The following is a 25350-nucleotide window of genomic DNA, read 5'->3' as shown; positions in this document are numbered from 1 at the left end:
GTTCGCCTTCCGAGGGGTGAGTTGAAAGGTGCGGGTTGCTGGTTGCCGGATGCGTGTTGCGGATGGACAAGGGCGGGGCAGTTCAGGTGCGCGGGCGTGCCGCGCCGAGCCGGTGGACGGTGGCGAGTACGTCGTCGAGCCAGGCGATCGTCATGCGCTCGTACGCGATGCCGCCGCGCAGCACGACGTGCTGCAGTTCATGACCGGCGTCGGGCGGTGCGGGAGCCCCGGGCCCGGTGAAGTCACGCAGCTCCCCGGCGAGATAGTGCGCAAGCCGGTCGCTGTGCACCTGACGGTGGCGCTCGACCTCGCGGATCAGCGCGGCCGGGTCGTCGAAGGCCGCACCACGGATCTTCACGGCCAGGTCGTGCCGGAGGCTCTCGGGTTCGATCGGCTCGTGCAGCCACTGAGAGAGGGCGGCGCGGCCGAGGCCGGCGACGGAGTACTCCTTCTTGTCCGGCCGTCCCTGCTGTGGCACCTCACGGACGGCGAGCAGGCCGTCGGCCTCCATGCGCTTGAGCACGCGGTAGATCTGCTGATGGGTGGCGGTCCAGAAGTAGCCGATGGACCGCTCGAACCGCCGGGCCAGCTCATAGCCGGAGCCCGGCTTCTCCTGCAGCGAGACGAGGATCGCGTGTTCGAGCGCCATACCCCGATGTTTCTATGCAACGAGTTGCATAGACAAGCGGCAGCGCCGGGATGAGACACGGCTCACCCGGGGTGAGAGCAGGGCGGCGAGGCCCACGTGACGCTGCCGCGGCTCCTTGCCGACCGGCCCGGTGGGCGTCGACGCCGAACCCTGCCGGGCGCTCGCGTGGCCGACGAGGTGACGTCCCAGCTGCACCCGGACGAGCGTGCGGAGTTGGCCATGCCGCCCTCCGCCGCGCGTCCTCCGGCGTTCGGCCGCTGCTGATACGCAGGGAGGCCCTGTTGAAGGCTAAAGGCGTAGGATTGTATCAGGACCCGGGCCCTCACATATGTGGGCCCGGGTGACCGACCGGCCGCGCAGCAGGCGTGGTTGCTTGCTGATGTGGCGACGGAGCCGCGGTTCGCGGCAGCCGTCGCCGTGCGGCTGCCCGATTGTGCGTAGAGTTCTGATCACGACCATCATCGGTACTCGGGGGCATTGGGCAGGGCGATGCCCGCCCAATGCGACAGAATCCGAGGTCGCCATTCCCCATGGACGACGTTGCAATAGCGAAGCCCGGTGATTTCCGCCGGCGCTCGTCTCGCCGCAGGACCACGTCGAGGGGTTGCAGGGGTCCTCACTCACCACTCCGGTCCTCGGTACGGATGTCACAGTGGCCGGGAGATTCGCAGAGCGTAGCGGCCATGACACCGTCAGGATCTCCGCAATCCAAATTGCGAGACGGGTGCTCACGAGGCAAGAAAAAGTGCCGCTGTACCCATACGTCGTCCCGGCAGCCACGAATAAGAGTCATGACGACCGACTATCGCGCGCTTCGAGCCCACACGGCAGTTGCGGGCCTCTGTCCAGTCGGGTCACCGTCCGTGCTCGGCACGCTGCCCATCGTGCGTTCCGCCCAATCCGGAGTTCCGGAGCACGCGCGAACACGCGGAGTTGCGTGGCTTGGGCGACAGTGGTCTTAGACGTCCCCAGGGAGCCCTCATGGCCGGAAAGCCAGTCGAAGCGTTGCCCTCCGCGCGGCAGCAATCCTCTTTCCTCCCCCACGAATTTGCGGACCCGCCCGTCGGCGCCGAAGAGATGCTCGCCGAGTTGCTTGCCGACGTCGCGTGCGTCGACGAAGTGCCGGTGGACAGTCATTTTTTCGACGAACTGGGTGCCGACTCATTGGTGATGGCGCATTTCTGCGCACGGGTGAGGAAGCGGGCGGACCTGCCGTCGGTGTCGATGAGGGACGTGTACCGGCACCCGACCATCAGAGCTCTTGCGACGGCACTCGCCGACTCCGTGCCCGCTCCTCCGGTCGAACCAGCCGTCCCGGAGCCGGCCGTCCCGACGAGCAGGCGCCGCTACATCCTGTGCGGCGCGTTGCAGATCTTGAGTTTCCTCGGGTACGCCTACCTCGTCGCACTCGTCGCTGCGCAGGGTTACGAATGGATCTCCGCAGCATCGGGTCCGTTCGACACCTACCTGCGAGCAGTCGTGTTCGGTGCCGCGGCCCTCGTGGTCCTGTGCAGCGTGCCGGTCATCGTGAAATGGGCGCTTGTCGGCCGGTGGCGGGCCGTGCAGGTCGACATCTGGAGCCTGGCGTATGTCCGATTCTGGATCGTCAAGACGCTGGTCCGGTCGAATCCACTGGTCCTTTTCGTCGGTTCGCCGCTCTATTCGCTCTATCTCAAGGCGCTGGGCGCGAAAATCGGGCGAGGCGTCACCGTCTTCTCACGGAACGTTCCAGTGTGCACCGACCTGCTGACAATCGGTGACGGGGCGGTCATCCGCAAGGACTCGTTCTTCAATTGCTACCGGGCTCACCACGGTCTGATTCAGACGGGGGCGGTCACCCTCGGCAGGAATGCGGTCGTCAGCGAGGCGACCGTCCTCGACATCAACACCTCTCTGGGCAACGGTTCCCAGCTCGGCCACGCATCCTCGCTGCACAGCGGCCAGGCCGTCCCCCACGGTGAGCACTGGCACGGTTCACCGGCTCAGCGAACCGAGGTCGACTTCCAGGCCGTGGCCCCTGCCAGGTGCGGTGCCCTGAGAAGGTCGACCCACAGCATCCTGCAGTTGCTGACCGCGTTGCTCCTTTACGTGCCCCTCGCTGCCGGCGGTATCGACTTGCTGCTTGCCGAGGCACCACAGCTCGCCGTGGCGCTCGAACCCGGACCCGCGGTCCTTACCAGCTGGTTGTTCTACCTCGACATCCTGGCGGTCACGGCCGTAATGTTCTTCGGCGCCATACCCCTCGCCCTTCTTGTGGCCGCTTCCCCTCGGCTGGTCAGCCGGATCGTGAAACCGGGCAGGGTGTACCCCCTGTACGGTTTCCACCACGGGGTGCACCGGGCCATCGTATTCATTACCAACAGGCGCTTCCTGACACGTCTGTTCGGCGACAGTTCCGGAATCGTCCACTATCTGCGCTGGATCGGCTACTACCTTTCGCCGGTCGAGCAGACCGGGTCGAACTTCGGCACCCTGGTGAAACACGAGAGCCCGTATCTGACATCCGTCGGAACCGGAACCATGGTCGCCGACGGGCTGTCGATCATAAACGCCGAGTATTCGAGTTCGTCCTTTCTCGTGTCCCGGACGTCGATCGGAGCAAACAATTTCCTCGGGAACAGGATCGCGTACCCATCGCGGGGCAGGACCGGCGACAACTGCCTCCTCGCCACAAAAGTAATGGTGCCGGTCGACGGAAAGATTCGTGAGGGGGTCGGGCTTCTGGGCTCGCCGAGCTTCGAAATTCCGCGTTCGGTCCAGCGGGACAGCACCTTCGACGAGCTGAAGAGCGGCGAGGAACTCCGCAGCCGCCTGTGGGCCAAGAACCGGCACAACGCAACCACTATGGGGCTGTACCTGCTGGTGGGATGGATCTATTTCTTCTGCGTCACCGTGCTCTACTCGGGCGCCGCTGACTTCTACTCACAATTCGGTGCGGCTTCCATCGCCCTGGCAAATGTGCTCATGCTCGTGTTCACGACGATCTACTTCGTGCTGGTAGAGCGTGCCGTCACGGTTTGCCACCCCCTGGCTCCGCTGTTCTGCTCGATCTACGATCGCCGCTTCTGGCGAATTGAGCGCCTGTGGAAGGTGCCGTCGGAGGCATATCTGCTGGTCCTCAACGGGACACCCTTCAAAAACGTGGTCCTGCGCATGCTGGGCGTCCGCATCGGCAGCATGGTGTACGACGACGGCTGCAATCTGACCGAACGCATGATGGTTACCATCGGCGACCGTTGCACGCTCAACGCGGGAAGCGTCGTTCAGTGCCACTCGCAGGAAGACGGCACTTTCAAGTCCGACCGCAGCACGCTCGGCTCCGGCTGCACCCTCGGTGTCGGTGCCTTTGCCCACTACGGGGTGTTTATCGGCGACGGCGCCCTGCTGGAGGCGGACTCGTTCCTCATGAAAGGCGAAGTCGTCCCGCAGGGCGCGCAGTGGGGAGGGAATCCGGCCCGGCCGATCCGCCTGGACGGTGGCGGGAGTGGAGGTAGGTTCTGATGGCAACGCCTTCGACCCCACACGTGGAGTTCCGGCGCGCAGCGCTCGGCGACGGCGCCTTCACCGCGGTGCCACGATGGGCCGGCGCACGGGTGCCTGGCAGCGCCGTACACGAAACGGCGATCCCCGAGGGCCTTGTTGGGGCGTTGCACCGGCTGGCCGATGAACTGGGCGTGTCGCTCAGTTCGGTGCTGCTGGCCGCGCATGCCAAGGTACTCGCCGCGCTCTCCGGTGAACGGGTCGTCACGAGCGGTTATGTCGCCGCGGCGAAGGGCCGGCCGTTGCCCTGCCGGCTGACGACCGCAGCCGGCACATGGCGCGAGCTGCTGCTCGACACCCGGCGGGCCGAGTCCGAGCTGCTCGCGCGCCAGGACTTCGCCGTGGCTGAACTCGGTCGCGAGCCGGCCCCGAACGGAGGGTGGCCGGGGGCGGTGTTCGATCCGGCCGGTGACGGCCGCGGTCCCGCCGAGGACTCCGTGCTGTGCGTGGCGGTCCCGCACCGGGACGGCCGGCGAATCCTGCGGCTGCGGTACCGGACCGATGTGCTCGACGAGGGCGCGGCGGCAAGGATCGCCGGCTATCACCTCACCGCGCTCAAGCTGATGGCCGACAGCCCGGATGCCGCGCACGGGCGCCAGAGTCTCCTGTCCCACGAGGAGCTCCGGTTCCAGATCGACGGGCTCGCCGGGCCGCACCGTGAACTGCCGGACCGGCGGTTCCACGAGCTGTTCGAGCAACGCGTGCGGGCGCACCCCGACGCCATCGCGGCCGTACACGCCGGCCGGCCGTGGACGTACCGGGAGCTCAACAGGCGCGCCAACCTGCTGGGGCACGCCCTGCTCGCGGAGGACTTGCGCCCCGAAGATGTCGTCGCTGTCGTGACCGAACGCAATCTGGACTGGATGGCCGCTGTCCTCGCTGTCTTCAAGGCCGGGGGCGTCTACATGCCCGTCGAACCGCACTTCCCGGCCGACCGCATCGCCACCATGCTCTCCCGTGCCACATGCGGGCTCGTACTGACCGAGCCCGGCAGCAGCGCCAACCTGGACCGGGCCCTGGTCTCACTGCCGGGGACGCGAAGGTTCTTCATCGATGCAGTCTGCGAAGGGAGTTCGGCCGACGGCGACCTCGGCGTCCAGGTCGCCTCCTCTCAGCTCGCCTACCTCTACTTCACCTCCGGCTCCACGGGCGCCCCCAAGGGCGCGATGTGCGAACACGCCGGTTTCCTGAACCACCTGTACGCCAAGATCGACGATCTGGGGATCAGCGAGGGCCAGGTCGTCGCGCAGACCGCACCGCAGTGTTTCGACATCTCGCTGTGGCAACTGATGTCAGCGCTGCTCGTGGGCGGACGGACCCTGCTGGTCGAGCAGGAGGCGATCCTCGATGTCCACCGGTTCCTCGACACGATCGTCGACGGGCGGGTCGGCGTCCTCCAAGTGGTGCCGTCGTATCTGGACGTCGTGCTTTCCGGCCTGGAGCGAAACCCTCGCCCTCTGCCGGACCTGCGGTGCGTTTCGGCCACCGGCGAGGCGTTGAAGAAGGAACTCGTCCAGCGTTGGTTCGCGGCCGAACCCACGATCCGACTGGTCAACGCGTACGGGTTGACCGAGACGTCGGACGACACCAACCACGAGGTGATGGACCGAGTGCCGGACACGGAGCGGGTGCCGCTCGGACGTCCCGTCAACAACGTACACATCTACGTCGTCGACGAGAACCTGTCACCGGTCCCTCTCGGCGCCCCCGGTGCGATCGTCTTCTCCGGCGTCTGCGTCGGCCGCGGTTACATCAACGATCCGGAGCGTACTCGGACGGCCTTCATGGCGGATCCACACCGGCCGGGCCAACGGCTGTTTCGAAGCGGGGACTTCGGCCGCTGGCTCCCGGACGGCAAGCTGGATTTCCTCGGCCGCCATGACGCACAGGTCAAGATCCGTGGGTTCCGCATCGAGCTCGGCGAGATCGAGAACACCTTCCTGGAAGTGCCCGGTGTCCGAGACAGTGCGGTCGTTGTCACGGAGCGGGCGGGCCGCAAAGACCTGGTCGGGTTCTACTCGGCCGGGGCCCCGCTGCACAGCGGCGTCCTGCGGGACCGGCTGGCCGAGTCGCTGCCCGACTACATGGTCCCGACGACCCTCCACTGGCGGGACAGCCTGCCGCTGACCGCGAACGGCAAAATCGACAAGAAGGCGCTGACGGCAACGGCCGAGGAACTCGACGCGGTCAAGGACGGCTACCACGCGCCCAGCACGCCCACCGAACAGCGCCTTGCGGCGGCTTGGGCCAGGGTGCTCGGTATCCCGCAGGACCAGGTCGGCCGACGGGACCACTTCTTCGACCGTGGTGGCACCTCACTGTCGGCGGTAAGGCTCGCGATCTCCCTGGACCGAACCGTCTCCCTCGCCGACCTGACGAGCCACCCGGTCCTCGCCGATCTGGCCGGCCTGATCGACGCGCGTACCGAGCGGAGTCCGGAGCTCCTGCAGCCGCTTACGGATGCGAACGGCGCCCGGCCCGGTGCTCTGATCGGCTTCCCCGGCGCCGGCGGGGACGCGGCGGACTTCCAACCGCTGGCCGACGCGCTGCACGGCGGCGGACCGGCGGTCTACGCCGTTGCCCCGCCCGTCCCCGGCACCGCCGGCGGCACCGAGCCGTTCGCGCCCATGGCCCGAATGGTCGAGCAGGTGGTCGCCGAGATCACCCGGCTCGGGCACACCAGGCTCCTCCTGTGGGGTCACTCCTCGGGCACGGCGTCGGCGGTGGAGACGGCCAGGAGGCTGCAGGAGCGCGGTGTGCACGTCGAGCGGGTGTTCCTCGGCGCGCAGCTTCTGGGTGACGCCGCCGCCCGGCGTGCTGCGATCGCCGAGCCGGCCGGGCGCGGCGACGACAGGGCCGGTACGTGGCGGGGCACGGAAGGTTCCCTCGGGTCCGAGGGGCCCGGCGTACAGGGCGGCGAACGTGCCCGTGCGGCATACCGGCACGACTGTTCGACCGCGCACCGCTATTTCGCGGACCTCCTGGAAGCCCCGCCGGCCGTGAAACTGTCCACGCCCCTCACCGTGGTCGTCGCCGCCGACGACCCTGACACGGCGGACTTCCGACAGAGATACCTCGACTGGCAGCTCCTGGCCGAACACGTCGGCCTGCACGAACTCCCCGGCGGGGGCCACAACTTCCTGCGCACCCGTGCGGAGGAGGCGGCCGACGCCGTGCTCCACGCACTGACATCACCGGCTCGCTCCTGAGCCACGACGAAGGGAAGAACGATGCCTTCCGCACTCCTCCAAGTGGAGACAGACCCCGGCGCACCAGCGACCCTGCGGGCGGAAGCCGGCGCCGACCCGGCGCGCTGGGCAGCCGGACAGCGGGACGCGCTGCGTGCCCTCGTCACCGAGCACGGTTCGCTCCTCATCCGCGGCCTGGATCTGCACGATGCCACCGAGGTCGCCTCGGTCGTACGAGAGCTGACCACCGCACCCGTGACCGAGAGGGAGGCCTTCGCCGCCCGTCAGACCTACTCCGAGGGTGTGTACTCCTCGTCGAAGTGGCCGCCCAACCAACCGATGTGCATGCACCACGAGCTGAGCTACACACGTGAGTTCCCCGGCATGATGCTGTTCGCCTGCCTCGACGCGCCCACCAGTGGCGGGGCGACCGCAGTGGCCGACTCGGCCGCCGTACTCGAAGCGCTACCGACGGAGCTCAGGGGCCGCTTCGAGCAGGAAGGCTGGCTTCTCACCCGTAGCTACAACGACGAGATCGGGGCCACCGTGGCCCAGGCATTCGGCACCGAGGACCGGAACGCAGTCGAAAGCTACTGCCGCGCCAATGCGATCGAGTTCTCATGGCAGCCCGACGGCGGACTGCGCACCCGACAGCGCCGCAGCGCGGTGGTCAGCCACCCGGTGACCGGCGTGCGCTGCTGGTTCAACCAGATCGCGTTTCTCAACGAGTGGACGATGGCCCCCGAGGTACGGGAATACCTGATCGACGAGTACGGCGCCGACGGCCTCCCTTTCAACACCCGCTTCGGCAACGGCGACCCCATCGCCGAGGATGTCGTGCAGCTGCTCAACGAGATCTACGAGGCGCACACCGCACGCCGCCCATGGCAGGCCGGTGACCTGCTGCTCGTCGACAACGTCCGTACCGCGCACAGCAGGGAGCCCTTCGAGGGACCACGGAACGTTGTCGTGGCGATGGCGGATCCGGTCCGCCTGGACGACTGCTCACCGGCCTTCGGGAGGGTTGCCACATGACCACCGCCCGCTCCACCACACCGGAGTCCGCCATGACCGGACAGCCCGCGGTCCCCCCGTTCGCGGTGATCCCAGGAGCCCAGGTCAAGAAGGCGCTCCAAGGACGGGAGAAGGCCGTCGTGGAGTTGGTCGAGGCCACCTACCGGCTGCACGGCACCGGTCGGTCGGTGAATCCGCCGTCCTCCTTCCTGCGCCTCCCCGACAGGCCCTCGTCTCGGATCATCGCGCTTCCCGCCTCGCTGGGCGGAGGCGCGCGTGTGGACGGTCTGAAGTGGATCTCCAGCTTCCCTCAGAATGTTGCATCCGGCATACCAAGGGCCTCGGCCGTGCTCATCCTCAACGACCACGACACCGGCTACCCCTTCGCCTGTATGGAGAGCTCGATCATCAGCGCCACCAGAACGGCCGCGTCCGCCGTGTCGGCAGCCGACTGGCTCAGCCGTGACCGGCCGCGCCCCACCCGCGTCGGGTTCTTCGGGGCAGGCTTGATCGCCCGCTACATCCACACCTTCCTCGAGGGCACCGGCTGGTCGTTCGACGAGATCGGCGTGCACGACGTGTCGGCCGACAGCGCGGGAGGCTTCCGCCTCTACCTGGAGCAGTCGGGCACCACCGGACGGATCACCGTGCACAACAGCGCAGAGGACCTGATCGGCCAGAGCGACATCGTCGTCTTCGCCACCGTCGCCGGTCAGCCGCACGTCCACGACCCTTCGTGGTTCGCCCACAACCCGGTGGTGCTCCACGTGTCCCTGCGCGATCTCGCACCGCAGATCCTGCTCTCCGCGACCAACATCGTCGACGACATCGATCACTGCCTCAGGGCCGCCACCTCACCGCATCTGGCCGAACGGCTCACGGGCAACCGGAACTTCGTTCACGGCACGTTGTACGACGTGATGTCAGGACAGGTGGCCGTGCCGGCGGGCCGCACTGTTGTTTTCTCGCCCTTCGGTCTCGGAGTGCTCGACCTCGCGGTCGGCAAGTACGTCTACGACGAGGTGGTCCGCTCGGGAGAACTGCAGACCATCGACGGCTTCTTCCACGAACTGCGCCGATACGGATGACCGGGCGGGGTTTCGCCCGGTGACGACAAGGAGACCCATGCACACCATCCCCACAAGAGACGAGCGGCTCTGCCGCCGCACCTCAGCGCACACCACACCGAAGCCCCCAGCCCAGCTCCCCCATGGGATCCCGAAGGTGCTCCGCCACAGACGAGGAGACCATCGTGCCAGTCATATCCGTCCCCCAGGACTTCAATGAGGAGGAGCTCTACGTCGACCTCCGGTCGATTGTCGGGCACCCCCTGTTCCTCAAATGCGAGGGATTCAACTTCGCCGGCTCGATCAAGCTGAAGGCCGCGACAGAGATGGTGGAATCCGCCGAGCGGAGCGGGACTCTGAGGCCGGACTCGGTCCTGGTGGAGTCCTCGTCCGGGAACCTCGGCGTGGCACTCAGCATGATCGCGGCGAGTAAGGGCTACCGATTCATCTGCGTGACGGACTCCCGCTGCAATCTGGCCAGCAGGCTCATGATGGAAGCACTGGGCAGTCAGGTGCATGTCGTCTCCGCAGAAGGGGCCACCGGCGGGCTCCTCGGTGCGCGGCTCGCGTACGTCCGCGAGCTCTGCGCCTCGGACGACCGGTGTGTGTGGCTCAGCCAGTACACCAATCCGGACAACTGGAAGGCCCATTACTCGAGGACGGCACCGGCGATCGCCCGCGCGTTTCCGCAACTGGACGTTCTGTTCGTCGGTGTCGGGACCACCGGGACCCTGATGGGCTGTGCGCGCTACTTCCGGACGTGGCACCGCTCGGTGCAGATCGTCGCGGTGGACAGCGTCGGGTCGGTCACCTTCGGCGGTCCACCCGGTCGCCGGATGATCCCCGGCCTGGGCATGAGCGTCCGGCCGCCACTGCTCGACGAGTCATATGTGGACGAGGCCGTACGCGTCGAGGAAACGGACACCATCCGCGCCTGCCGCCGGCTGGCCAGAAAAGGCTTCCTCTTCGGCGGCTCCACCGGCACCGTGGTCAGCGGCGCCATGGGCTGGCTGGCCTCGCATTACACGCGCGGGCTCACTGCGGTGGCCATCGCCCCGGACCTCGGTGAGCACTACCTCGACACCGTCTATCACACGAACTGGGTGCGGGAACTCTACGGCGAGGATGTCCTCGCCCCCGAACCGCCGGCCGGCGCGGATGTCCTCACGGCAGACACGCCTCACCCGGCAGGTGCAGCCGGCCCGCAGTCGCGCCCACGGCGTTGACCACGAGAGAGCCCGAGGCGCGGCGCTGCGCCGCACCGCAGGCCCGGGACGGACGCTACTGCCGGGCGAGGAGTCAGGCCAGGACGGAGCGGAGTGCCAGCTCGATCCAGCGGTCGCGTGCTGCCTCGGGCAGCGAGTCGTCGGGCGCGGTGGCTGCGATGAGCGCCAGGTCCCCCGTGGTGACGTCCGGGTGGAGCAGCCCACGGGCGTGGGCGACGACGGTGATGCGATCCAGTTCCGCGAAGCCCCGGCTTTCCATCTCCTGAAGGGCGTCGGCGGCCAGGCCAGTGGCCGCGGCCTTGATCGCTTTGTCGGCGGCTGACTTTCCGGTGAGCCACTCGAGGAGACCGCGGAGCTCCTCGACGGGGTCGGCGCCGCTGTCGACCCGATCGGCTGCGGCCCGTACATCGGCGACGACTCGCTCGGTCAGTTCGGCCAGAGCGGCGGCGATCAGGTCGGACTTCGTGGGGAAGTGGCGGTACAGCGTCCCCACAGCGACACCTGCCGTCGCGGCGATCTCGTCCATGCCGACTGCCTCGCCACGGGAAGCGAGCAGCGTGCCGGCGGCGGCCAGAATGCTCTGCCGATTGAGCGCCGAGTCGGCTCGAACCATGGATCCATCCTCGTCTTGCGCTTGACCTAACATGAACGTCGGTTCACTATAGATGGTGAATCGACGTTCATGTTAGGGAGAGGCGTCATGGCCGGCTGGACCGAGGAACACGTCCCCCACGTCACCGAGGGCTGCCTGGCCGTGGTGACCGGCGCGAACACAGGACTGGGCCTCGCCACGACCCGCGTCCTCGCCCAGCGCGGAGCCACGGTGGTGATGGCCTGCCGCAACCAGGAAAAGGCCGGCGCTGCCCGCCGGTCCCTCATCGATCGCGGGATCGCTCCGGCCCGCCTGCGGACGGCGTCCCTGGATCTCGCGGACCAGTCCTCGATCACCGCCCTCGCCGAAGAACTGGCCGACGACCGCATCGACCTGCTGATCAACAACGCGGGCCTGATGGCGGTACCCGAGTCCAGGACCGTTGACGGCTTCGAGACCCAGTTCGGGGTCAACCACCTCGGCCACATGGCGCTGACCCTCCGCCTGCTGCCCAGGCTGAACGCCACACCGGGTGCCCGGGTCGTGACCCTCACCAGCATGGGACACCGCCTGGGCCGTATCCGCCTGGACGACCCGAACTTCCGGCGCGGCCGCTACAACCGCTGGACGGCATACTTCCAGTCGAAGCTGGCGAACATGCTTTTCGCCGCCGAACTCGCCAGGCGCAACGCGGGCCGTGGCGCACTCTCCATGGCCGCACACCCCGGTTACGCGGCCACCGAGCTCGGCAAGGACACCGGCATGCAGGCGCGAGCCCTCTCGGTCTTCGACAAGGTCGCCGCCCAGCCCGCCTCCGCCGGAGCCTGGCCCACTCTGCGCGCCGCAACCGATCCGACCGCCCTCAACGGCACCCTCTACGGCCCCCGGAGACTGGTGTTCGGCACCGCCGTCCCCGAAACTCCCAGCAGAACGGCACTGCAGGAAGACCTCGCCGTCCGACTCTGGGATCTCTCTCTTCACCTGCTGTCGCCGGCAAAGGTCACCGACCCCCTGGCATGAAGGCCGCAGCGCCGTCCAGGCTTTGGCGGCTCGCACTCGCGCCACCTGGTCACGACGCGCCCTCGGCCGGAAGCTCCAGACGCAGTTCGTACCCACCGTCGGCCGTCGGGCCGGAGGCGACAGTGCCACCGAGGAGCGCGGCGCGCTGACGCAGGCCTACCAGGCCGTAGTGCGCACTGGGCAGGGGGAGAGCGGGCCGGATCGGTGCGGTATTGGTGACCGTGACGCGGACGGCTCCGTCCCCGTGGCGCACGCGAACCGTCGCGGTGGCGCCGGGGGCGTGCTTGCGTACGTTCGTCAGCGCTTCCTGGACGCTGCGGTAGATGGCGCGCTGGACGGTCGGCGGAAGTCCGTCCGGCAGGTCCGTCTGCAACTCGGCCTCGATGCCGCTGGTCTCGACCAGCCGCTGCAGGTCGGCCAGGGACGGCTGAGGAGTCAGCTCCGTGGGGCGGCCCCCGGAGGCGCGCAGGACGCTGACCATGTGCCGCAGTTCGTCCAGGGTCTGTACGCTCAGCCGCCGGATCGTGGCTGCGGCTTCCTTCACTTCGGCGTCCTGAGTGCCCACCTGGAGCGCTCCGGCCCGCACCGCGATCAGGCTGACCTGGTGGGAGACCACGTCATGCATTTCCCGGGCGAGCTGCGCACGTTCGCCGGCCAGCACGGTCTGGGCGGTCAGCAGCCGCTCCTGGTCACGCGCCTCGGAGATTTCGGCGAGCCGCAGCGACAGGTCACGCCGGGCCTGGACGAGCTGGCCGAGGAAAACGAAGGCGGCCGCCGTCGCGGTGGTGTAGCCCAGTGTGATCAAGGTCGAGGGGTCCGACAGGTCGAACGCCGGTGACGGCCATGTGGTCATGTCGCTGATCGTGAACGCCATGGCGCACACGACCAGCAGGGTGCGGCGCCGGGTGAGCGAGGCGAGGGTGTACAGCGCGGCCAGCGCGGCGACGACCGCGTCGGAGAGCATGACGGCGGGCAGGGTGAGCAGGAAAGTAATCAGCGGCAGTCGACGGCGCAACAGAAGAGAGAAGGCAGCGGCCAGAGCGAAGGCCAGGCGCAGCGGCTCGTCAGTGGCGACATTGACCCAGACGTCGAGCAACGAGGCGCCGACGAGGGCGACGTCCAGCAGCGGGGCGGGGATGCGGCGGGGGCTCATACCTCCTCCTCGTCCCGCGGCGGCTTGAGAAGGCCCGCCCGTTCGGCGAGCAGGGCGGCCTGGACGCGGCCGCCCACCTCCAGCTTGGTGAGGATGGCGCTCACATGGTCCTTGACCGTGCCGGTGCTCAGGTGCATCCGTGTGGCGATGTCGGTGTTGGACAGTCCCTCGGCGATGAGGACGAGTACGGCGCGCTCGCGGTCGGTGAGCCGGTCGAGGCTGTGGACGGCGGGTTCCTGGGAGCCGGCGTCCAGGTAGCCGTCCACGACCGTCCGGGTGACCTTGGACGACAGTACGGTGCCACCGTCGGCCAGGGTCCTCACCATGAACGGCAGTTCCTCGGGGTCGGTGTCCTTGAGCAGGAAGCCGGCGGCGCCCGAGCGAAGTGCCCTCGCCACGTACTCGTCCATGTCGAACGTCGTGAGCATGGCGACCACCGGAGGGTGGGACAGCCGACGGAGGGCGCCCAGCACGGTGAGTCCGTCCACGTCCGGCATCCGGATGTCCAGCAGCACGACATCGGGACGCATCTCCTGTGCCGTCCTGACCGCCTGGCCGCCTGGAACCGCCGCCACGACCTCGATGTCGTCCGCCGCGTTGAGGATGTGCTGAAAGCCCGTACGGATCAGGGCCTCGTCGTCGACCACCATTACCCGGATCACGTGTGCTCCACTCGCCATCGGACCACTGTCCGATTCGTACCACGCCGAGGGACGCCCTGCGGGTGCCCGACACCAGATCCGGCCGGGCGGCGGGGCTGCGGCAGCCAGTCGGCGGGCCGGTTCCGGACACCTGCCGGATGGTTGCGTCGGGCAGCTTCCTCAACCCTGAGCATATGACGCACGACGTGTCACCAGCCGTGCCGTCCGAGGTGGCACCCGCGGCCGGGACAGGCCGCTCCCACCCTCGTACGCCCCCGGCAGGACGGCTGATCGGCCTCGACCTGGCCCGCGGGCTGGCGATCCTCGGCATGTTCGCGGCCCACGTCGGTCCCGAACCGTCGGTGGGTGGCCCCCTGGGCTGGACGATGGAGTTGGCACGTGGCCGGTCCGCTGCCCTGTTCGCCCTGCTCGCCGGGTTCACCCTCGTACTTCTCACCGGCCGGCCGCAGCCACGGACGGGGCGCGCGGGGAGCCAGGCCGTGCGGAGGGTACTGATCCGCTCCGCCGTCCTGATCGCCCTTGGATACGCCCTGACCTCCATGGACACCGACGTCGACGTAATCCTTGCCTGTTACGGCCTGGTCCTCGTCCTCGCCCTTCCGCTCTACCGGCTGCGGGCCGTCACGCTGGCCGTCCTCGCCGCGTCGACCGCGCTCGTACTGCCCCAGGTCCTGTATGTGCTTCGGGCTGCGGTCGAGGGCGGAAGCTGGGCCGATGTCGTCATCGCCCGTGATCCACTGGCCCGGATCAGCGGTACGGACGGGATCGTCGAGCTGTTCATCACCGGTGCGTACCCGGTACTGACCTGGCTGCCTTTCATCATCGCCGGAATGGCGGTCGCCAAGCTCGACCTCACCCGGCCCGGCGTTCCCGCCAGGATGGCCCTGACCGGCGGCGCGCTGGCCGTGCTCGGCTATGGAGGCTCGTGGCTGGCCCTGCACCTGGTCGCGGGCGCGCGGGCCGGCGTGAACGCGGCCACGGACACCGGGGCGGCCGCATCGGCCTGGTGGTCCGACGCCGTCGGCGAGGACCCCGCCGCCGGCATTCCCGCCTGGCTGCTGGTGGCTGCACCGCACAGCCAGACGACCTGGTCCATCCTGGGCAACACCGGCGTCGCCGTCGCGGTTCTGGCCGCTTGCCTCGTCGCCACGGACCGGTCTGCGCGCCTGCGATGGTGGGCCGCGCCCGTCATCGCGGTCGGCACGATCTCCCTGACCGCTTACGTCGGTCACATCCTCGCCCTCAAGGCCCCGGCCATCGACAACCTCTCGGACTCCGCAGCCCTGCCGACCCTCCTGGTCTTCGCCGCAGGCGCCATGCTGCTGGCTCTCGCCTGGACCCGGGTCTTCCGGCGAGGACCACTGGAATACATGCTGCATACCGCCACCAACCCCGCCCGCCTGATCAGATGACCGGCGGCAGACCATGAAAACCCGTGCGGGACACAACCTTCACCGACGACCCCTCACCGGGCCCCCGAGGGTTTGCGACCGTCTCGCACCGTCCGGCGTCATGCCGGGCCAGGAAGGAGGTGAGCCGCATGACGGTCCACCTGACATTTCTGTGTGCGACGGCCGGGGACCCGACCAGGGACGCGGTCTTCGGCAGCGGTCTGCTGAGTGAACGCGCTCTGCGTGCGGCAGGCGCCGCCGGAGCGGCACTCCCTCCGTACTCGCAGGCCGTCCGGGCGCCTTCCGCCCGCTGCGCGCAGCTCGCTGACGCCCTCGGTCTGGAGTCAACACTCGAGCCCGCGCTGCGCGACTTCGACTACGGCAAGTGGCGCGGCCGCACAGTCGGCGAAGTCGCCGCCAGCGACCCCTACGGGTTCAGTGCCTGGCTTACGGACCCGGATGCCGCGCCACACGGAGGCGAGTCCGTATGCCGGCTCTGCCGCCGAACCGCGAACTGGCTGAGCAGCCTGCCACCTGACACGGGCCACGCATTGGCCATCACCGAACCAGCCGTTATCCGCGCGTCGCTCGTCTTCGCTCTGTCCGCACCGGCAAGAGCCTTCTGGCATCTCGATGTGCCGCCCCTGACAGTCACCTTCACATCGCGCGGTGGCGGCTGGAACGTCTGGTTCAACCGCGTCACCCCGGCCCTGGCCCGGCGAATGAGCACGCGCCGCACCCGGGCTGCAATCTCTCCCAGCTGGGAGCGCCGCTGCGGCCATCTGTCGCATTCAGTGGCCATGTAGCGATCGGTGATCTTCTGGTCACGGAAAGCGTCCACCAGCCATACGGCTCTTCTGCGCGCTCGCGTAGCCGGCGCGCTCCGGACGTGTCCTGTGACGCGGCTGTGACAGTCGGCGGACACCGCTGTGAAGTCGCCCGAGCAAGCTTTTCAAAGAGGACAAAACAGCCGCATTCGGGCATATGTCCCCTGCTTCCGAGGGCGTGAGCAGAGTTGACCGAGCCGATCCGCCGGAGGAAGTCCCATGAGCCTCGCACTCGCCACGCCGTACACCGAAGCTCCCGCCCCTGCCCTCGCCCCCCGTGAGCAGGAGACCCTGCGGCACATCGCCGCAGGCCGCACCTACCTCCAGACGGCCCGCCACATGGGACTCTCCAAGCACACGGTCGACGCCTACCTCCGCCGCATCAAGGCCAAGCTCAACATCAACAACACGGCGGAACTCACACGCCTGGCCGTCTCCCTGGGCCTGTGACACCCCACCCGGGACGGCGCCGGATTGAAGACGGTGGTCGTGACCGCGGCGACGGGGAAGGGTGCCCCGTCTGCGCGGGGCACCCTCGCCGCTTCCCACGCGCTACGGCCGGCTGCGAGCATCATCCGGTCTCCGACTGCCGGTGGAGACCAGGGACTTGCACCCGGGCCGTACGGCGAACCCTGTCAAGGAGCCGTACGGCCCGAGCCGTACGCGGGGGCGCTTCAGGCCGACGGCATCAGCACACGCGCCGCTCCTTTCTCCTTGTTGTGCCGGTCGGCCCAGTTGGTGAGGGCCGTGCTGCACGCGTGATCGACATGCCGCAATTCGAGCAGGTCGAGCTCGATGTGCCGGTCCTTCGGCAGTCCTTCGAGGGTGTCGAGGATCCGCGGCAGCCGGAGGAAGGTCGCGTTCCCGGAGAGGACCACTCGCAGAGGCCTGTTCCGGTCAGAGCCTTCGTCCACCTGCACATGGACGTGCGACGTCTCCCAGGCCGTCTTGGCGACAGCGAGCAGCAGCCCGGCCAGCACGCCCTCGAACATGCTGGTGGCGATGATGGCGACCGCGGTCGCCACCAGGATCACCGCTTCCCCGCGGTGCTCGCGCCACAGCGGCCCGAGTTCCTTCAGCGGGATGAGCTTCCAGCCGGAGTAGACCAGGATGCCGGCGAGCGCGGCGACCGGTATGAGGCCGAGCGCGGCCGGTACGAGCGCCGCGAAGAGCAGCAGCCAAACGCCGTGCAGCACTCGTGACGCCTTGGTTCGGGCACCCGCTTGCACATTGGCCGCGCTGCGCACGATGACGGCGGTCATCGGCAGCGCCCCGAGCGCTCCGCACAAGGCGTTGCCCGCTCCCTGCGCCATCAGCTCCTTGTCGTAGTCGGTACCGGGCCCGCTGTGCAACCGGTCGACGGCGGCGGCACTGAACAGACTCTCCGCCGAGGCGATGAGCGTGATGGCGACGACCGTGCCGAGCGCCGCGACCACTCCGGCATTCGTGATGCTGCCGAGGTCGTCGAGCGACGGTGGCCGGATCGCGCCCAGCAGCCCCTGCACATCGACCCGCTTCACGGACAGTCCGAACAGCGCGACGACTGACGTGGTCAGAGCGACGGCGGCCAGCGGGGCGGGGACCACTCTGACCTTTGGCGGCAGATGTTTCCACACTGCCATCAGCACGACGGTGGCCGCACCGAGACCGAAGGCGGTCAGCGCTTCGGGCGAGCGGGCCGTACGGATGAGCAGCTCGGGCAGACCCAGCAGGTTGGCCGGGCCCGAGCCGGGCGCCTTCGCGTCTGCCATGGCGTAGAACTGACCGGCGATCAGCACGAGACCGATCCCGGCCAGCATCCCTTCCACCACGGCGATGGAGATGGCGCGGAACCAGCGGCCCAGCCGCAGTGCTCCCATGACCAGTTGGAGAACGCCCGCCGTGAGGACGAATACGCCCAGGGCCCCGAGTCCGAACTCGTTGACGGCTTCGAGGACGAGAACCGTCAGCCCCGCGGCGGGTCCGCTGACCTGGAGACTGCTACCGGGGAGCAGCCCGGTGACGAGCCCGCCTACGATGCCGGTGACCAGGCCGAGTTCAGCCGGGACGCCGGAGGCAACGGCCACGCCCACGCACAGCGGCAGGGCGACGAGGAAGACGACGACGGACGCGGTGAGATCGGCTCGCAGGGTCGAGGTGGAGGGTCGCTCCACGTGCTGCGGCGTGGCCCGCCGGTGGCGTCCGCGGTTCCCGCGTTCGCGGGTGTCGGCGGCGCTCACAGCGGAAGGAACGCGTCGTCGTGCGGCCGGTGGACGAGCACGGAGCCGGTGTCTATCTCGTAGAACCATCCGTGCAGCCTCAGCCGTCCCTCCGCAGCCCGGCGGGCGACGCAGGGGTAGGCGCGCAACCGCCGGAGCTGGCGCAGCACATGGTGCTGGACGGCCTCGGCGATGGCGGGGGACGAAGCGTCGGCGAAGAGAGGCGGGGGTGACGCACTCTCGAGCCAGCCGCGGACCGCGGGCACGGCGGAGAGGTCTTCGCGGCGCACCATCGCGCCGACGGCACCGCAGTGGGAGTGGCCGCAGACGACGATGTCCGCGACGCCCAGCACTTCTACGGCGTACTCGATGGTGGCCGCCTCGCTCGAGTGCCGGTCGGGGTCGTGTTCGGGGAGGATGCTGCCCGCCGTGCGGAGTTCGAAGAGCTCGCCGGGGCGGGCCCCGGTGATCAGCGAGGGGATCACCCGCGAATCGGAGCAGGTGATGAACAACGCTTGTGGGGACTGACCGTCCGCGAGGCGGCCGAACTCCTCGGCCTGGGCGGCGGCCCGGTGCCGGAAGGCGCGGGCATTCTTCATGAGCATGTGCATGGGGGTGTTCCTCCAGCGCGCCGGGGCGCGCGGTGGTGAGCCGTCATGTCGGATCGGATCGCAGTTACTTGGTGGGGGGCGTGCGGGATTCGACGCATCGATCAGAGGCGGAGTGGTGCCCCGTGCACGGGGGAGGCGGCGGAGCCGCCCTCACCCGTGAGGGCCGATGAGGGGGGTGGCTTGTCCAGGGGATGCGGATCGTCCCGGGACGGGTCGGCGGGTGAGCCGCGCAAGCCGGGTCCGTCCGTCGGGTCGGACTCGCCTGGTGCCCCGGGTGAGGAGTCGGCGTCTTCGGAAGTCCCTCCGGCGCTCGGCTCCCCTCGCCCGGCGGCGAACACGGGTGCCTGGCAATGCGCAAGGACCGCGAGCAACAGGGTGCACAGCGCGGCGAGTGCGTACGGTGCCGCGTTTCGCCGCGTCATTGTCCCTCCCGAGTTCGGCCCTCAGCACTTGGTCCAACTGGTCAGTAACTCCAGCCTCTTCAGTCACTGTGACACCACGGAGTCGAAAAAGTCGGCGATTCGTTAAACATTCGTGAGCGTCACACCTCTTGACAGTCACCCATCGGCGGGGCTACTGAGGGTCACCCCAGTTGAGGCGCTGTTGGCGTCCGGCATGGCCGTGGGACGAATTCCCGCGCAGGCGGCCGGGACGGCGGCTCCGGCGGACCTTCCGGGGCGGGCGACCCTTGGCACCCGCGATCAGCGGGCGCGCCCCGGGCCCGTCTGGCCCTCGGGCAGGGGTGCGGCGCCATCTCGGTCACTGCGCCTGCTCAGTGATGAGAACTGGTCACAGGCGCAGGCACCTGCAACTTGGCGCACCGCGACCGAGTGGATCACTGCAACGCGCGGGCGCCCCGTCGGGATGGCAGGCGAAGAGGCGCGAGACCCACACTCGCGACCATGGCACCGACGCCTATAACCGCAGGTCAGCGCACCCGTCCACGCGGCTTCAGCGCCACCGGCGGAAGTTCGGGGGCCGGCAGCCGGCCACCGTCGTACCCCTTCACCTCGCCGAAGCGGGAGCCCCCCGTCCAGTCCTGCCGGGCCTCCTCGATCTCCTCGTGGGAGCGCCCGATGAAGTTCCACCACATGACGATCTCCTCTTCGAACGGCTCGCCGCCGAGCAGCATCAGCCCCGCGTCGGAGGCCGCGCGCAGCGGCAGTTCGGCGCGCCCGCAGCCGAGGTAGAGCATCGAACCGGGAAGCATGGGGACGCCGTCGACATGCGCCTCGCCCGACATGGAGAGCACGGCGTACTCGAAGTCCGGGTCGAGCGGCAGCCTGATTTCGGCGCCGGCCGACAGCGCCAGATCGGCGCCGACCAGCGGGGTGAACGTGATGCCGGGCGAGGCGGCTCCGTCGAGTTCGCCGAGGATGACGGTGGCGGCGAGGCCGGGAGCGGTGACGACGGGCAGGTCGGCGTGGTGCTGGAAGTGCGGCTCCATGTCGCGGTGGGCGTCGGGCAGCGCCACCCAGAGCTGGGCGCCGTGCAGAAGCCGGGCGTGCGGCTTCGGGCTCTCCTCTGAGTGGCTGATCGCCCGGCCGGAGGTCATCAGGCCCAGTTCGCGGGGGCGGACCGTCTGCAGGCTGCCGAGGCTGTCGCGGTGCAGGACCTCGCCGTCGTGCAGCCAGCTGACCGTCTGCAGACCCATGTGGGGGTGTGGCGGGACCTGCATGCCGGGCTCGTCCGTGATGTCGTCGGGCCCGTAGTGGTCGACGAAGCACCAGGCTCCGACCATCCGGCGGCCGAGGTTGGGCAGAAGTCTGCGGACCTCGGTGGACCCGCCCAGCCGTACCTGGCGGGCGCTGAGGAGTTCACGTACCGGCTCGGCGACGACAAAGCCGCGTCCGCCGCACACGGAGAGCGTGGCCTGGCGATCGAGATTGCTCATGGCGCAAACCTATTCCCGCGGGGGCACGGGCCTCGGCGGACCGCGCTGCCAAAACTGTAGTGGAACGCGTGGTCGCGGCACTCGGTTAGCCTGGGCGCACAATGAACCGTTTGACGACGTCATGGGGGAACTTCACCCTCACCCGCTTCCCCGAGGACCCCCGCGACCCGCTGCGGGCCTGGGACGCCGCCGACGAGTATCTGCTCCGGCATCTCGCGGGCATCGATGCCGGACCGGTAAACCTGTCGGGCACCGTCGCCGTGCTGGGCGACCGGTGGGGCGCCCTGGTCACCGCGCTGGCGGAGCACCGGCCCGTACAGATCACCGACTCGTACCTGACTCAGCAGGCCACCCGGGCGAACTTGTCGCGGAGTGGTGCCGAGGCGGACGCGGTCCGACTGCTGACGACGAGGGACGCGCCGCCCGAGCGCATCGACGTGCTGCTGGTGCGGGTGCCCAAGAGCCTCGCACTGCTGGAGGACCAGCTGCACCGCCTGGCGCCTCAGATACACGCCGGCACCGTCGTGATGGGCGCGGGGATGGTCAAGGAGATCCACACCTCGACGCTCAAGCTTTTCGAGAGGCTCCTCGGCCCGACCCGGACATCGCTGGCGGTGAAGAAGGCGCGGCTCATTCTCTGTGCGCCCGACCCGCAACTCGCCCGGACCCCCAGCCCGTGGCCGCGCCGCTACGCGCTGCCCTCCGACGTCAGCGCCGCGCCGGGCATGCCCGTCACCAACCACGCGGGCATCTTCTGCGCGGAACGGCTCGACATCGGCACCCGGTTCTTCCTGAACCACCTGCCGCGCAGCCGCGGTCCCGAGCGGGTCGTCGACCTCGGGTGCGGCAACGGAGTGGTCGGCACGGCGGTGGCGCTGGCCAACCCTGAGGCCGAACTGGTGTTCCTCGACGAGTCGTACCAGGCCGTGGCATCGGCGGAAGCCACGTTCCGGGCGAACGCCGGACCGGAGACCAAGGCCGAGTTCACGGTCGGCGACGGACTGGCCGGGATTCCGGCCGGCACGGTCGACCTGGTACTGAACAACCCGCCCTTCCACACCCACCAGGCGACGACGGACTCGACCGCCTGGCGCATGTTCGCCGGCGCCCGGGACGCGCTGCGCTCCGGGGGCGAGCTGTGGGTCATCGGCAACCGGCATCTCGGCTACCACGTGAAGCTGCGCCGGCTGTTCGGCAACTGCGAAGTGGTCGCGAGCGACCCGAAGTTCGTCGTCCTGCGGGCCGCCAGGAACTGACGGCCCGCTGCGGCCGGGCAAACCCCTGAAGCCCTGCGTGCCCAGGCCTAAGAGACGTCGGACAACTTCGGCATGTCGCCCCGAGTCGTCGTCAGGTCGATGACGGAGAAGGCCGCGCCCTGGGGGTCGGTCAGCGCCGCGAACCGGCCGAACGGCGTGTCCATCGGCCCGAAATGCAACTGGCCGCCGCGCTGTGTCGCCTTCTCCACCGCCGCGTCGCAGTCTTCGACGGCGAAGTACACGTTGATGTACGGCGGCATTTCGGGCGGGAACTCCTCGCCCATCTTCATGCGCCCGAGGACGGTGTCGTCGCCGAGCTTGAACAGTTTGAAGTCGACCGCGTCGTCCTCCATCCGCTGTGTCTTGTACCGGAAGACGGCGGGGAAGAACGCGTCCGTCTCCTCGGGCTCGCGGGTGAACGCCTCGGCCCAGGCGAAGGAGCCGCTCTCGCCGCGCCTCTCGAAGCCCTCATGAGTGCCCGCCTGCCAGACCCCGAAGGACACACCGCTGGGGTCGCGCGCGATGAGCATGGTGCCGAAGTCACCGACCTCCATGGGTCCCATGTCCACCTGGCCGCCGGCGTCACGGATCCTGTCGGCGGTGGCGGCCGCGTCGGCGGAGGCGAAGTACAGGCACCAGGCCGACGGGCTCTCCTGGCCGGGCATCGGGGGCGCGAGGGCGGCCACCGCCTTGCCGCCCGCGTACGCCTGCGTGTAGTCGCCGTACTCCGGCGAACTCTCACCGTAGGTCCAGCCCAGCAAGTCGGCGTAGAAGCTCTTGGCGGCCTCCAAATCGGTGAACGTCGCGTCGACCCAGCACGGGGTGCCTTCCGGTTGCACGGCCATGACTCTCCACTTCCTCCTGCGCGGCGAATGTCCGATTTGTCACGCTAACCAGTCACCCAGGGATGCGCGCGCGGAAGGGCACCCGGTCGGCCGCTGCCCCTATTGGTCCCGGTAGGTCTCCAGCAGACGCAGCCATACCTCGCTGATCGTCGGGTACGACGGAACGGCGTGCCACAGGCGATGCAACGGCACCTCTCCGGCGACCGCCACAGTGGCCGAGTGCAGCAGTTCGCCGACGCCGGGACCGGCGAAGGTGACGCCGAGCAGGATCTCCCGGTCGAGGTCCACGACCATCCGGGCCCGGCCGCTGTAGCCGTCCGCGTACAGTCCCGCTCCTGCGACGGCGCCGATTTCGTAGTCCACGGCCCGCACCCGGTGGCCGGCCCCCTCCGCCTCGGCGAGGCTGAGCCCGACCGCGGCCACCTCCGGGTCGGTGAACACCACCTGCGGCACGGCGGCGGTGTCCGCGGTGGCAGCGTGCGCGCCCCACCGTTGCGTATCCAGCACGGGTACGCCCTGGGCGCGGGCGGCGATGGCCGCTCCCGCGATGCGCGCCTGGTACTTGCCCTGATGGGTGAGCAGCGCGCGGTGGTTGACGTCGCCGGCCGCGTAGAGCCAGCTGCTGCCCGTCACCCGGCAGCTGTCGTCCACCGCGAGCCAGGAGCCCGGCTCCAGGCCCACCGTGTCCAGACCGATGTCCTCGGTGCGCGGGGCCCGGCCGGTCGCGAACAGCACCTCGTCCGCCTCGACCGGCTCGCCCCCGCGCAGTACCACGGTCACCGGGCCCGTCCCCCCGTCACGCACGACCGCCTCCACCGACGTGTGCGTACGGACGTCGACGCCGGCCTCCTCCAGGCTCCGCGCGACCAGCCCACCCACGAAGGGCTCCATTCTGGGCAACAGGCCCGCGCCGCGCACCAGCAGCGTCACCCTCGAGCCGAGGCCGTGCCACGCCGTGGCCATCTCGGTGCCGACGACCCCGCCGCCCACCACCACGAGCCGCTCCGGGGCGTGCTGGGAGCTGGTCGCCTCACGGCTGGTCCAGGCCTTGGCCCCCGCCAGACCGGGCAGGTCGGGCAGCACCGCCCGGCTGCCGGTGCACACCACGACGGCATGGCGGGCGGTGAGCACGTGGTGCTCACCCTCCGGACTGGAGACGGTCACCTTCCTGGTGCCGTACAGGCGGCCGTGCCCCCGGTACAGATGAGCACCGAGGGAGTCCAGCCAGCCGACCTGGCCGTCGTCCTTCCAGTGCCCGGCCTTCTCGTTGCGGTGGGCGAGGACGGCCGCCACGTCGAGCGGGCCCTCCACGGAACCGCTCACCCCCGGCACCCGCCGGGCCTCGGCCCGCGCGATCACCGGGCGCAGCAGTGCCTTGCTGGGCATGCACGCCCAGTAGGAGCACTCGCCGCCCACCAGCTCCTTCTCGACCACCGCCGTATTCAGTCCGGCGGCGCGGGTGCGGTCCACGACGTTCTCCCCGACCGGCCCCGCGCCCAGGATCACGACGTCGTACTCAACGGCTTCAGTCATGCAGTCAGTCTGGTGCCGGGTGTGGGCCCTGGCCACATGGGCAGCCGGAATACGAGAGTGCCGTGCGCCGTTGTGCCGGACGGCTTCACCCGCAGGCCAGGAAGAGAGACCACGCGATGGCCACTGTTGAGCTCACCAAGGAAAACTTCGACCAGGTCGTTTCGGACAACGGCTTTGTCCTGATCGACTTCTGGGCGTCCTGGTGCGGCCCGTGCCGGCAGTTCGCGCCGGTCTTCGAGAAGTCCTCCGAGGCTCACCCGGACCTGGTCTTCGCGAAGGTGGACACGGAGGCCCAGCAGGAGCTCGCGGCGGCCTTCGAGATCCGCTCCATTCCCACTCTCATGATCGTCCGCGACAATGTGGCGGTCTTCGCCCAGGCCGGGGCACTGCCTGAGGCACTGCTCGAGGACGTGATCGGGCAGGCGCGCGGCCTGGACATGGACGAGATCAAGCAGAAGATCGCGCAGGAGTCGAAGTAGGCGGCTCTGTACGTGGCCCGCGGCCGCTGCCCCATGGCAGCGGCCGCGGGCCGCTGCCTGTCAGAAGGGGTAGCGGGCCGGATCGCGGCGGACCGTCGTCCAGCGCAGGTCCTACCAGGCCCTGCGGATCGCGATCACCGATGCCACCGAGTCCGTCCCGAACACCGACCCGGACCGAGCCAGCTTCAGCATCGCCCTCCAGACC

At 69.1% G+C, this 25350-nt stretch carries 20 protein-coding genes; 11 read left to right on the top strand and 9 right to left on the bottom strand.

Features of this window, described 5'->3' with window-relative positions:
* Positions 1-82: 82 nt before the first annotated feature.
* On the bottom strand, positions 83-649 hold the full coding sequence (locus AB0M62_RS22125; RefSeq protein ID WP_366075991.1) for a PadR family transcriptional regulator: 567 nt from the start codon (positions 647-649) through the stop codon (positions 83-85).
* A 981-nt stretch (positions 650-1630) separates the two neighbouring features.
* Between AB0M62_RS22125 and AB0M62_RS22120 the strand changes: the two genes are divergently transcribed.
* From AB0M62_RS22120 to sbnA, 5 genes are all read left to right on the top strand, one after another.
* Positions 1631-4150, top strand: a complete 2520-nt coding sequence (locus tag AB0M62_RS22120) for a Pls/PosA family non-ribosomal peptide synthetase (RefSeq protein WP_366075990.1) — start codon at positions 1631-1633, stop codon at positions 4148-4150.
* Entirely contained in the window at positions 4150-7398 is a 3249-nt protein-coding gene (locus AB0M62_RS22115; protein ID WP_366075989.1) for an amino acid adenylation domain-containing protein, read from the top strand. Before AB0M62_RS22120 ends, AB0M62_RS22115 begins: the two co-directional genes overlap by 1 nt.
* Positions 7399-7419: 21 nt before the next feature.
* Entirely contained in the window at positions 7420-8412 is a 993-nt protein-coding gene (locus AB0M62_RS22110) for a TauD/TfdA family dioxygenase (RefSeq protein WP_366075988.1), read from the top strand.
* Complete coding sequence (gene sbnB, locus AB0M62_RS22105; RefSeq protein ID WP_366075987.1) at positions 8409-9479, top strand: 2,3-diaminopropionate biosynthesis protein SbnB; 1071 nt, start codon at positions 8409-8411, stop codon at positions 9477-9479. The genes AB0M62_RS22110 and sbnB overlap by 4 nt, the downstream gene beginning before the upstream one ends.
* Positions 9480-9643: 164 nt before the next feature.
* Positions 9644-10684 (top strand): 2,3-diaminopropionate biosynthesis protein SbnA, encoded by a 1041-nt coding sequence (sbnA, locus tag AB0M62_RS22100; protein ID WP_366075986.1) that lies wholly within the window; start codon positions 9644-9646, stop codon positions 10682-10684.
* Between the two features lie 73 nt (positions 10685-10757).
* On the opposite strand, the gene AB0M62_RS22095 is transcribed toward sbnA, so the two are convergent.
* Positions 10758-11297, bottom strand: coding sequence for a helix-turn-helix domain-containing protein (locus tag AB0M62_RS22095; RefSeq protein ID WP_366075985.1), 540 nt, complete (start codon positions 11295-11297; stop codon positions 10758-10760).
* An 87-nt stretch (positions 11298-11384) separates the two neighbouring features.
* Between AB0M62_RS22095 and AB0M62_RS22090 the strand changes: the two genes are divergently transcribed.
* Positions 11385-12296: an oxidoreductase gene (locus AB0M62_RS22090; protein WP_366075984.1), complete on the top strand. Its 912-nt coding sequence runs from the start codon at positions 11385-11387 to the stop codon at positions 12294-12296.
* Positions 12297-12345: 49 nt separating this feature from the next.
* Here AB0M62_RS22090 and AB0M62_RS22085 read toward each other — a convergent pair whose 3' ends face one another.
* Together AB0M62_RS22085 and AB0M62_RS22080 are read right to left on the bottom strand one after the other, a co-directional pair.
* On the bottom strand, positions 12346-13449 hold the full coding sequence (locus tag AB0M62_RS22085; protein WP_366075983.1) for a histidine kinase: 1104 nt from the start codon (positions 13447-13449) through the stop codon (positions 12346-12348).
* On the bottom strand, positions 13446-14111 hold the full coding sequence (locus AB0M62_RS22080) for a response regulator transcription factor (protein WP_366076077.1): 666 nt from the start codon (positions 14109-14111) through the stop codon (positions 13446-13448). Before AB0M62_RS22080 ends, AB0M62_RS22085 begins: the two co-directional genes overlap by 4 nt.
* A gap of 173 nt (positions 14112-14284) precedes the next feature.
* Here AB0M62_RS22080 and AB0M62_RS22075 point away from each other — a divergent pair, with 173 nt between their 5' ends.
* The 3 genes from AB0M62_RS22075 to AB0M62_RS22065 all read left to right on the top strand — a co-directional run bounded on the left by AB0M62_RS22075 (position 14285) and on the right by AB0M62_RS22065 (position 16779).
* Positions 14285-15523: a DUF418 domain-containing protein gene (locus tag AB0M62_RS22075; RefSeq protein ID WP_366075982.1), complete on the top strand. Its 1239-nt coding sequence runs from the start codon at positions 14285-14287 to the stop codon at positions 15521-15523.
* Positions 15524-15651: 128 nt separating this feature from the next.
* On the top strand, positions 15652-16308 hold the full coding sequence (locus AB0M62_RS22070) for a histidine phosphatase family protein (protein ID WP_366075981.1): 657 nt from the start codon (positions 15652-15654) through the stop codon (positions 16306-16308).
* A gap of 240 nt (positions 16309-16548) precedes the next feature.
* Complete coding sequence (locus AB0M62_RS22065) at positions 16549-16779, top strand: helix-turn-helix transcriptional regulator (protein ID WP_366075980.1); 231 nt, start codon at positions 16549-16551, stop codon at positions 16777-16779.
* 224 nt (positions 16780-17003) lie between these two features.
* On the opposite strand, the gene AB0M62_RS22060 is transcribed toward AB0M62_RS22065, so the two are convergent.
* The 3 genes from AB0M62_RS22060 to AB0M62_RS22050 form a co-directional block, all read right to left on the bottom strand.
* Positions 17004-18482, bottom strand: coding sequence for a SulP family inorganic anion transporter (locus AB0M62_RS22060; RefSeq protein ID WP_366075979.1), 1479 nt, complete (start codon positions 18480-18482; stop codon positions 17004-17006).
* Positions 18483-18544: 62 nt separating this feature from the next.
* Positions 18545-19138, bottom strand: a complete 594-nt coding sequence (locus tag AB0M62_RS22055; protein ID WP_366075978.1) for a carbonic anhydrase — start codon at positions 19136-19138, stop codon at positions 18545-18547.
* Between the two features lie 928 nt (positions 19139-20066).
* Positions 20067-21032, bottom strand: a complete 966-nt coding sequence (locus tag AB0M62_RS22050) for a pirin family protein (RefSeq protein ID WP_366075977.1) — start codon at positions 21030-21032, stop codon at positions 20067-20069.
* 101 nt (positions 21033-21133) lie between these two features.
* On the opposite strand from AB0M62_RS22050, the gene AB0M62_RS22045 reads away from it, so the two are divergent.
* Complete coding sequence (locus tag AB0M62_RS22045) at positions 21134-22288, top strand: methyltransferase (RefSeq protein WP_366075976.1); 1155 nt, start codon at positions 21134-21136, stop codon at positions 22286-22288.
* Between the two features lie 47 nt (positions 22289-22335).
* Here the strand turns inward: AB0M62_RS22045 and AB0M62_RS22040 are convergent, their stop codons facing one another.
* Positions 22336-23133, bottom strand: a complete 798-nt coding sequence (locus AB0M62_RS22040; RefSeq protein WP_366075975.1) for a VOC family protein — start codon at positions 23131-23133, stop codon at positions 22336-22338.
* A 99-nt stretch (positions 23134-23232) separates the two neighbouring features.
* Positions 23233-24666 (bottom strand): NAD(P)/FAD-dependent oxidoreductase, encoded by a 1434-nt coding sequence (locus AB0M62_RS22035; protein ID WP_366075974.1) that lies wholly within the window; start codon positions 24664-24666, stop codon positions 23233-23235.
* A gap of 116 nt (positions 24667-24782) precedes the next feature.
* Here AB0M62_RS22035 and trxA point away from each other — a divergent pair, with 116 nt between their 5' ends.
* Entirely contained in the window at positions 24783-25145 is a 363-nt protein-coding gene (trxA, locus tag AB0M62_RS22030) for a thioredoxin (protein WP_366075973.1), read from the top strand.
* The last annotated feature ends 205 nt before the right edge of the window (positions 25146-25350 follow it).

The sequence above is a fragment of the Streptomyces sp. NPDC051219 genome (assembly GCF_040682335.1).
Lineage (GTDB): Bacteria > Actinomycetota > Actinomycetes > Streptomycetales > Streptomycetaceae > Streptomyces.
Note: the sequence above shows the minus strand (reverse complement) of the source record. Positions and strands in the feature narration are given on the sequence as shown.

Bases quoted from the DNA above. Each gene is read 5' to 3' on its own strand.
- AB0M62_RS22065 (WP_366075980.1), top strand. From the start codon at position 16,549: ATGAGCCTCGCACTCGCCACGCCGTACACCGAAGCTCCCGCCCCTGCC.
- AB0M62_RS22045 (WP_366075976.1), top strand. From the start codon at position 21,134: ATGAACCGTTTGACGACGTCATGGGGGAACTTCACCCTCACCCGCTTC.
- sbnB (WP_366075987.1), top strand. From the start codon at position 8,409: ATGACCACCGCCCGCTCCACCACACCGGAGTCCGCCATGACCGGACAG.
- AB0M62_RS22125 (WP_366075991.1), bottom strand. From the start codon at position 649: ATGGCGCTCGAACACGCGATCCTCGTCTCGCTGCAGGAGAAGCCGGGC.
- trxA (WP_366075973.1), top strand. From the start codon at position 24,783: ATGGCCACTGTTGAGCTCACCAAGGAAAACTTCGACCAGGTCGTTTCG.
- AB0M62_RS22050 (WP_366075977.1), bottom strand. From the start codon at position 21,032: ATGAGCAATCTCGATCGCCAGGCCACGCTCTCCGTGTGCGGCGGACGC.
- AB0M62_RS22075 (WP_366075982.1), top strand. From the start codon at position 14,285: ATGACGCACGACGTGTCACCAGCCGTGCCGTCCGAGGTGGCACCCGCG.
- AB0M62_RS22055 (WP_366075978.1), bottom strand. From the start codon at position 19,138: ATGCACATGCTCATGAAGAATGCCCGCGCCTTCCGGCACCGGGCCGCC.
- AB0M62_RS22070 (WP_366075981.1), top strand. From the start codon at position 15,652: ATGACGGTCCACCTGACATTTCTGTGTGCGACGGCCGGGGACCCGACC.
- AB0M62_RS22090 (WP_366075984.1), top strand. From the start codon at position 11,385: ATGGCCGGCTGGACCGAGGAACACGTCCCCCACGTCACCGAGGGCTGC.
- AB0M62_RS22095 (WP_366075985.1), bottom strand. From the start codon at position 11,297: ATGGTTCGAGCCGACTCGGCGCTCAATCGGCAGAGCATTCTGGCCGCC.
- AB0M62_RS22120 (WP_366075990.1), top strand. From the start codon at position 1,631: ATGGCCGGAAAGCCAGTCGAAGCGTTGCCCTCCGCGCGGCAGCAATCC.
- AB0M62_RS22115 (WP_366075989.1), top strand. From the start codon at position 4,150: ATGGCAACGCCTTCGACCCCACACGTGGAGTTCCGGCGCGCAGCGCTC.
- AB0M62_RS22085 (WP_366075983.1), bottom strand. From the start codon at position 13,449: ATGAGCCCCCGCCGCATCCCCGCCCCGCTGCTGGACGTCGCCCTCGTC.
- AB0M62_RS22040 (WP_366075975.1), bottom strand. From the start codon at position 23,133: ATGGCCGTGCAACCGGAAGGCACCCCGTGCTGGGTCGACGCGACGTTC.
- AB0M62_RS22110 (WP_366075988.1), top strand. From the start codon at position 7,420: ATGCCTTCCGCACTCCTCCAAGTGGAGACAGACCCCGGCGCACCAGCG.
- AB0M62_RS22035 (WP_366075974.1), bottom strand. From the start codon at position 24,666: ATGACTGAAGCCGTTGAGTACGACGTCGTGATCCTGGGCGCGGGGCCG.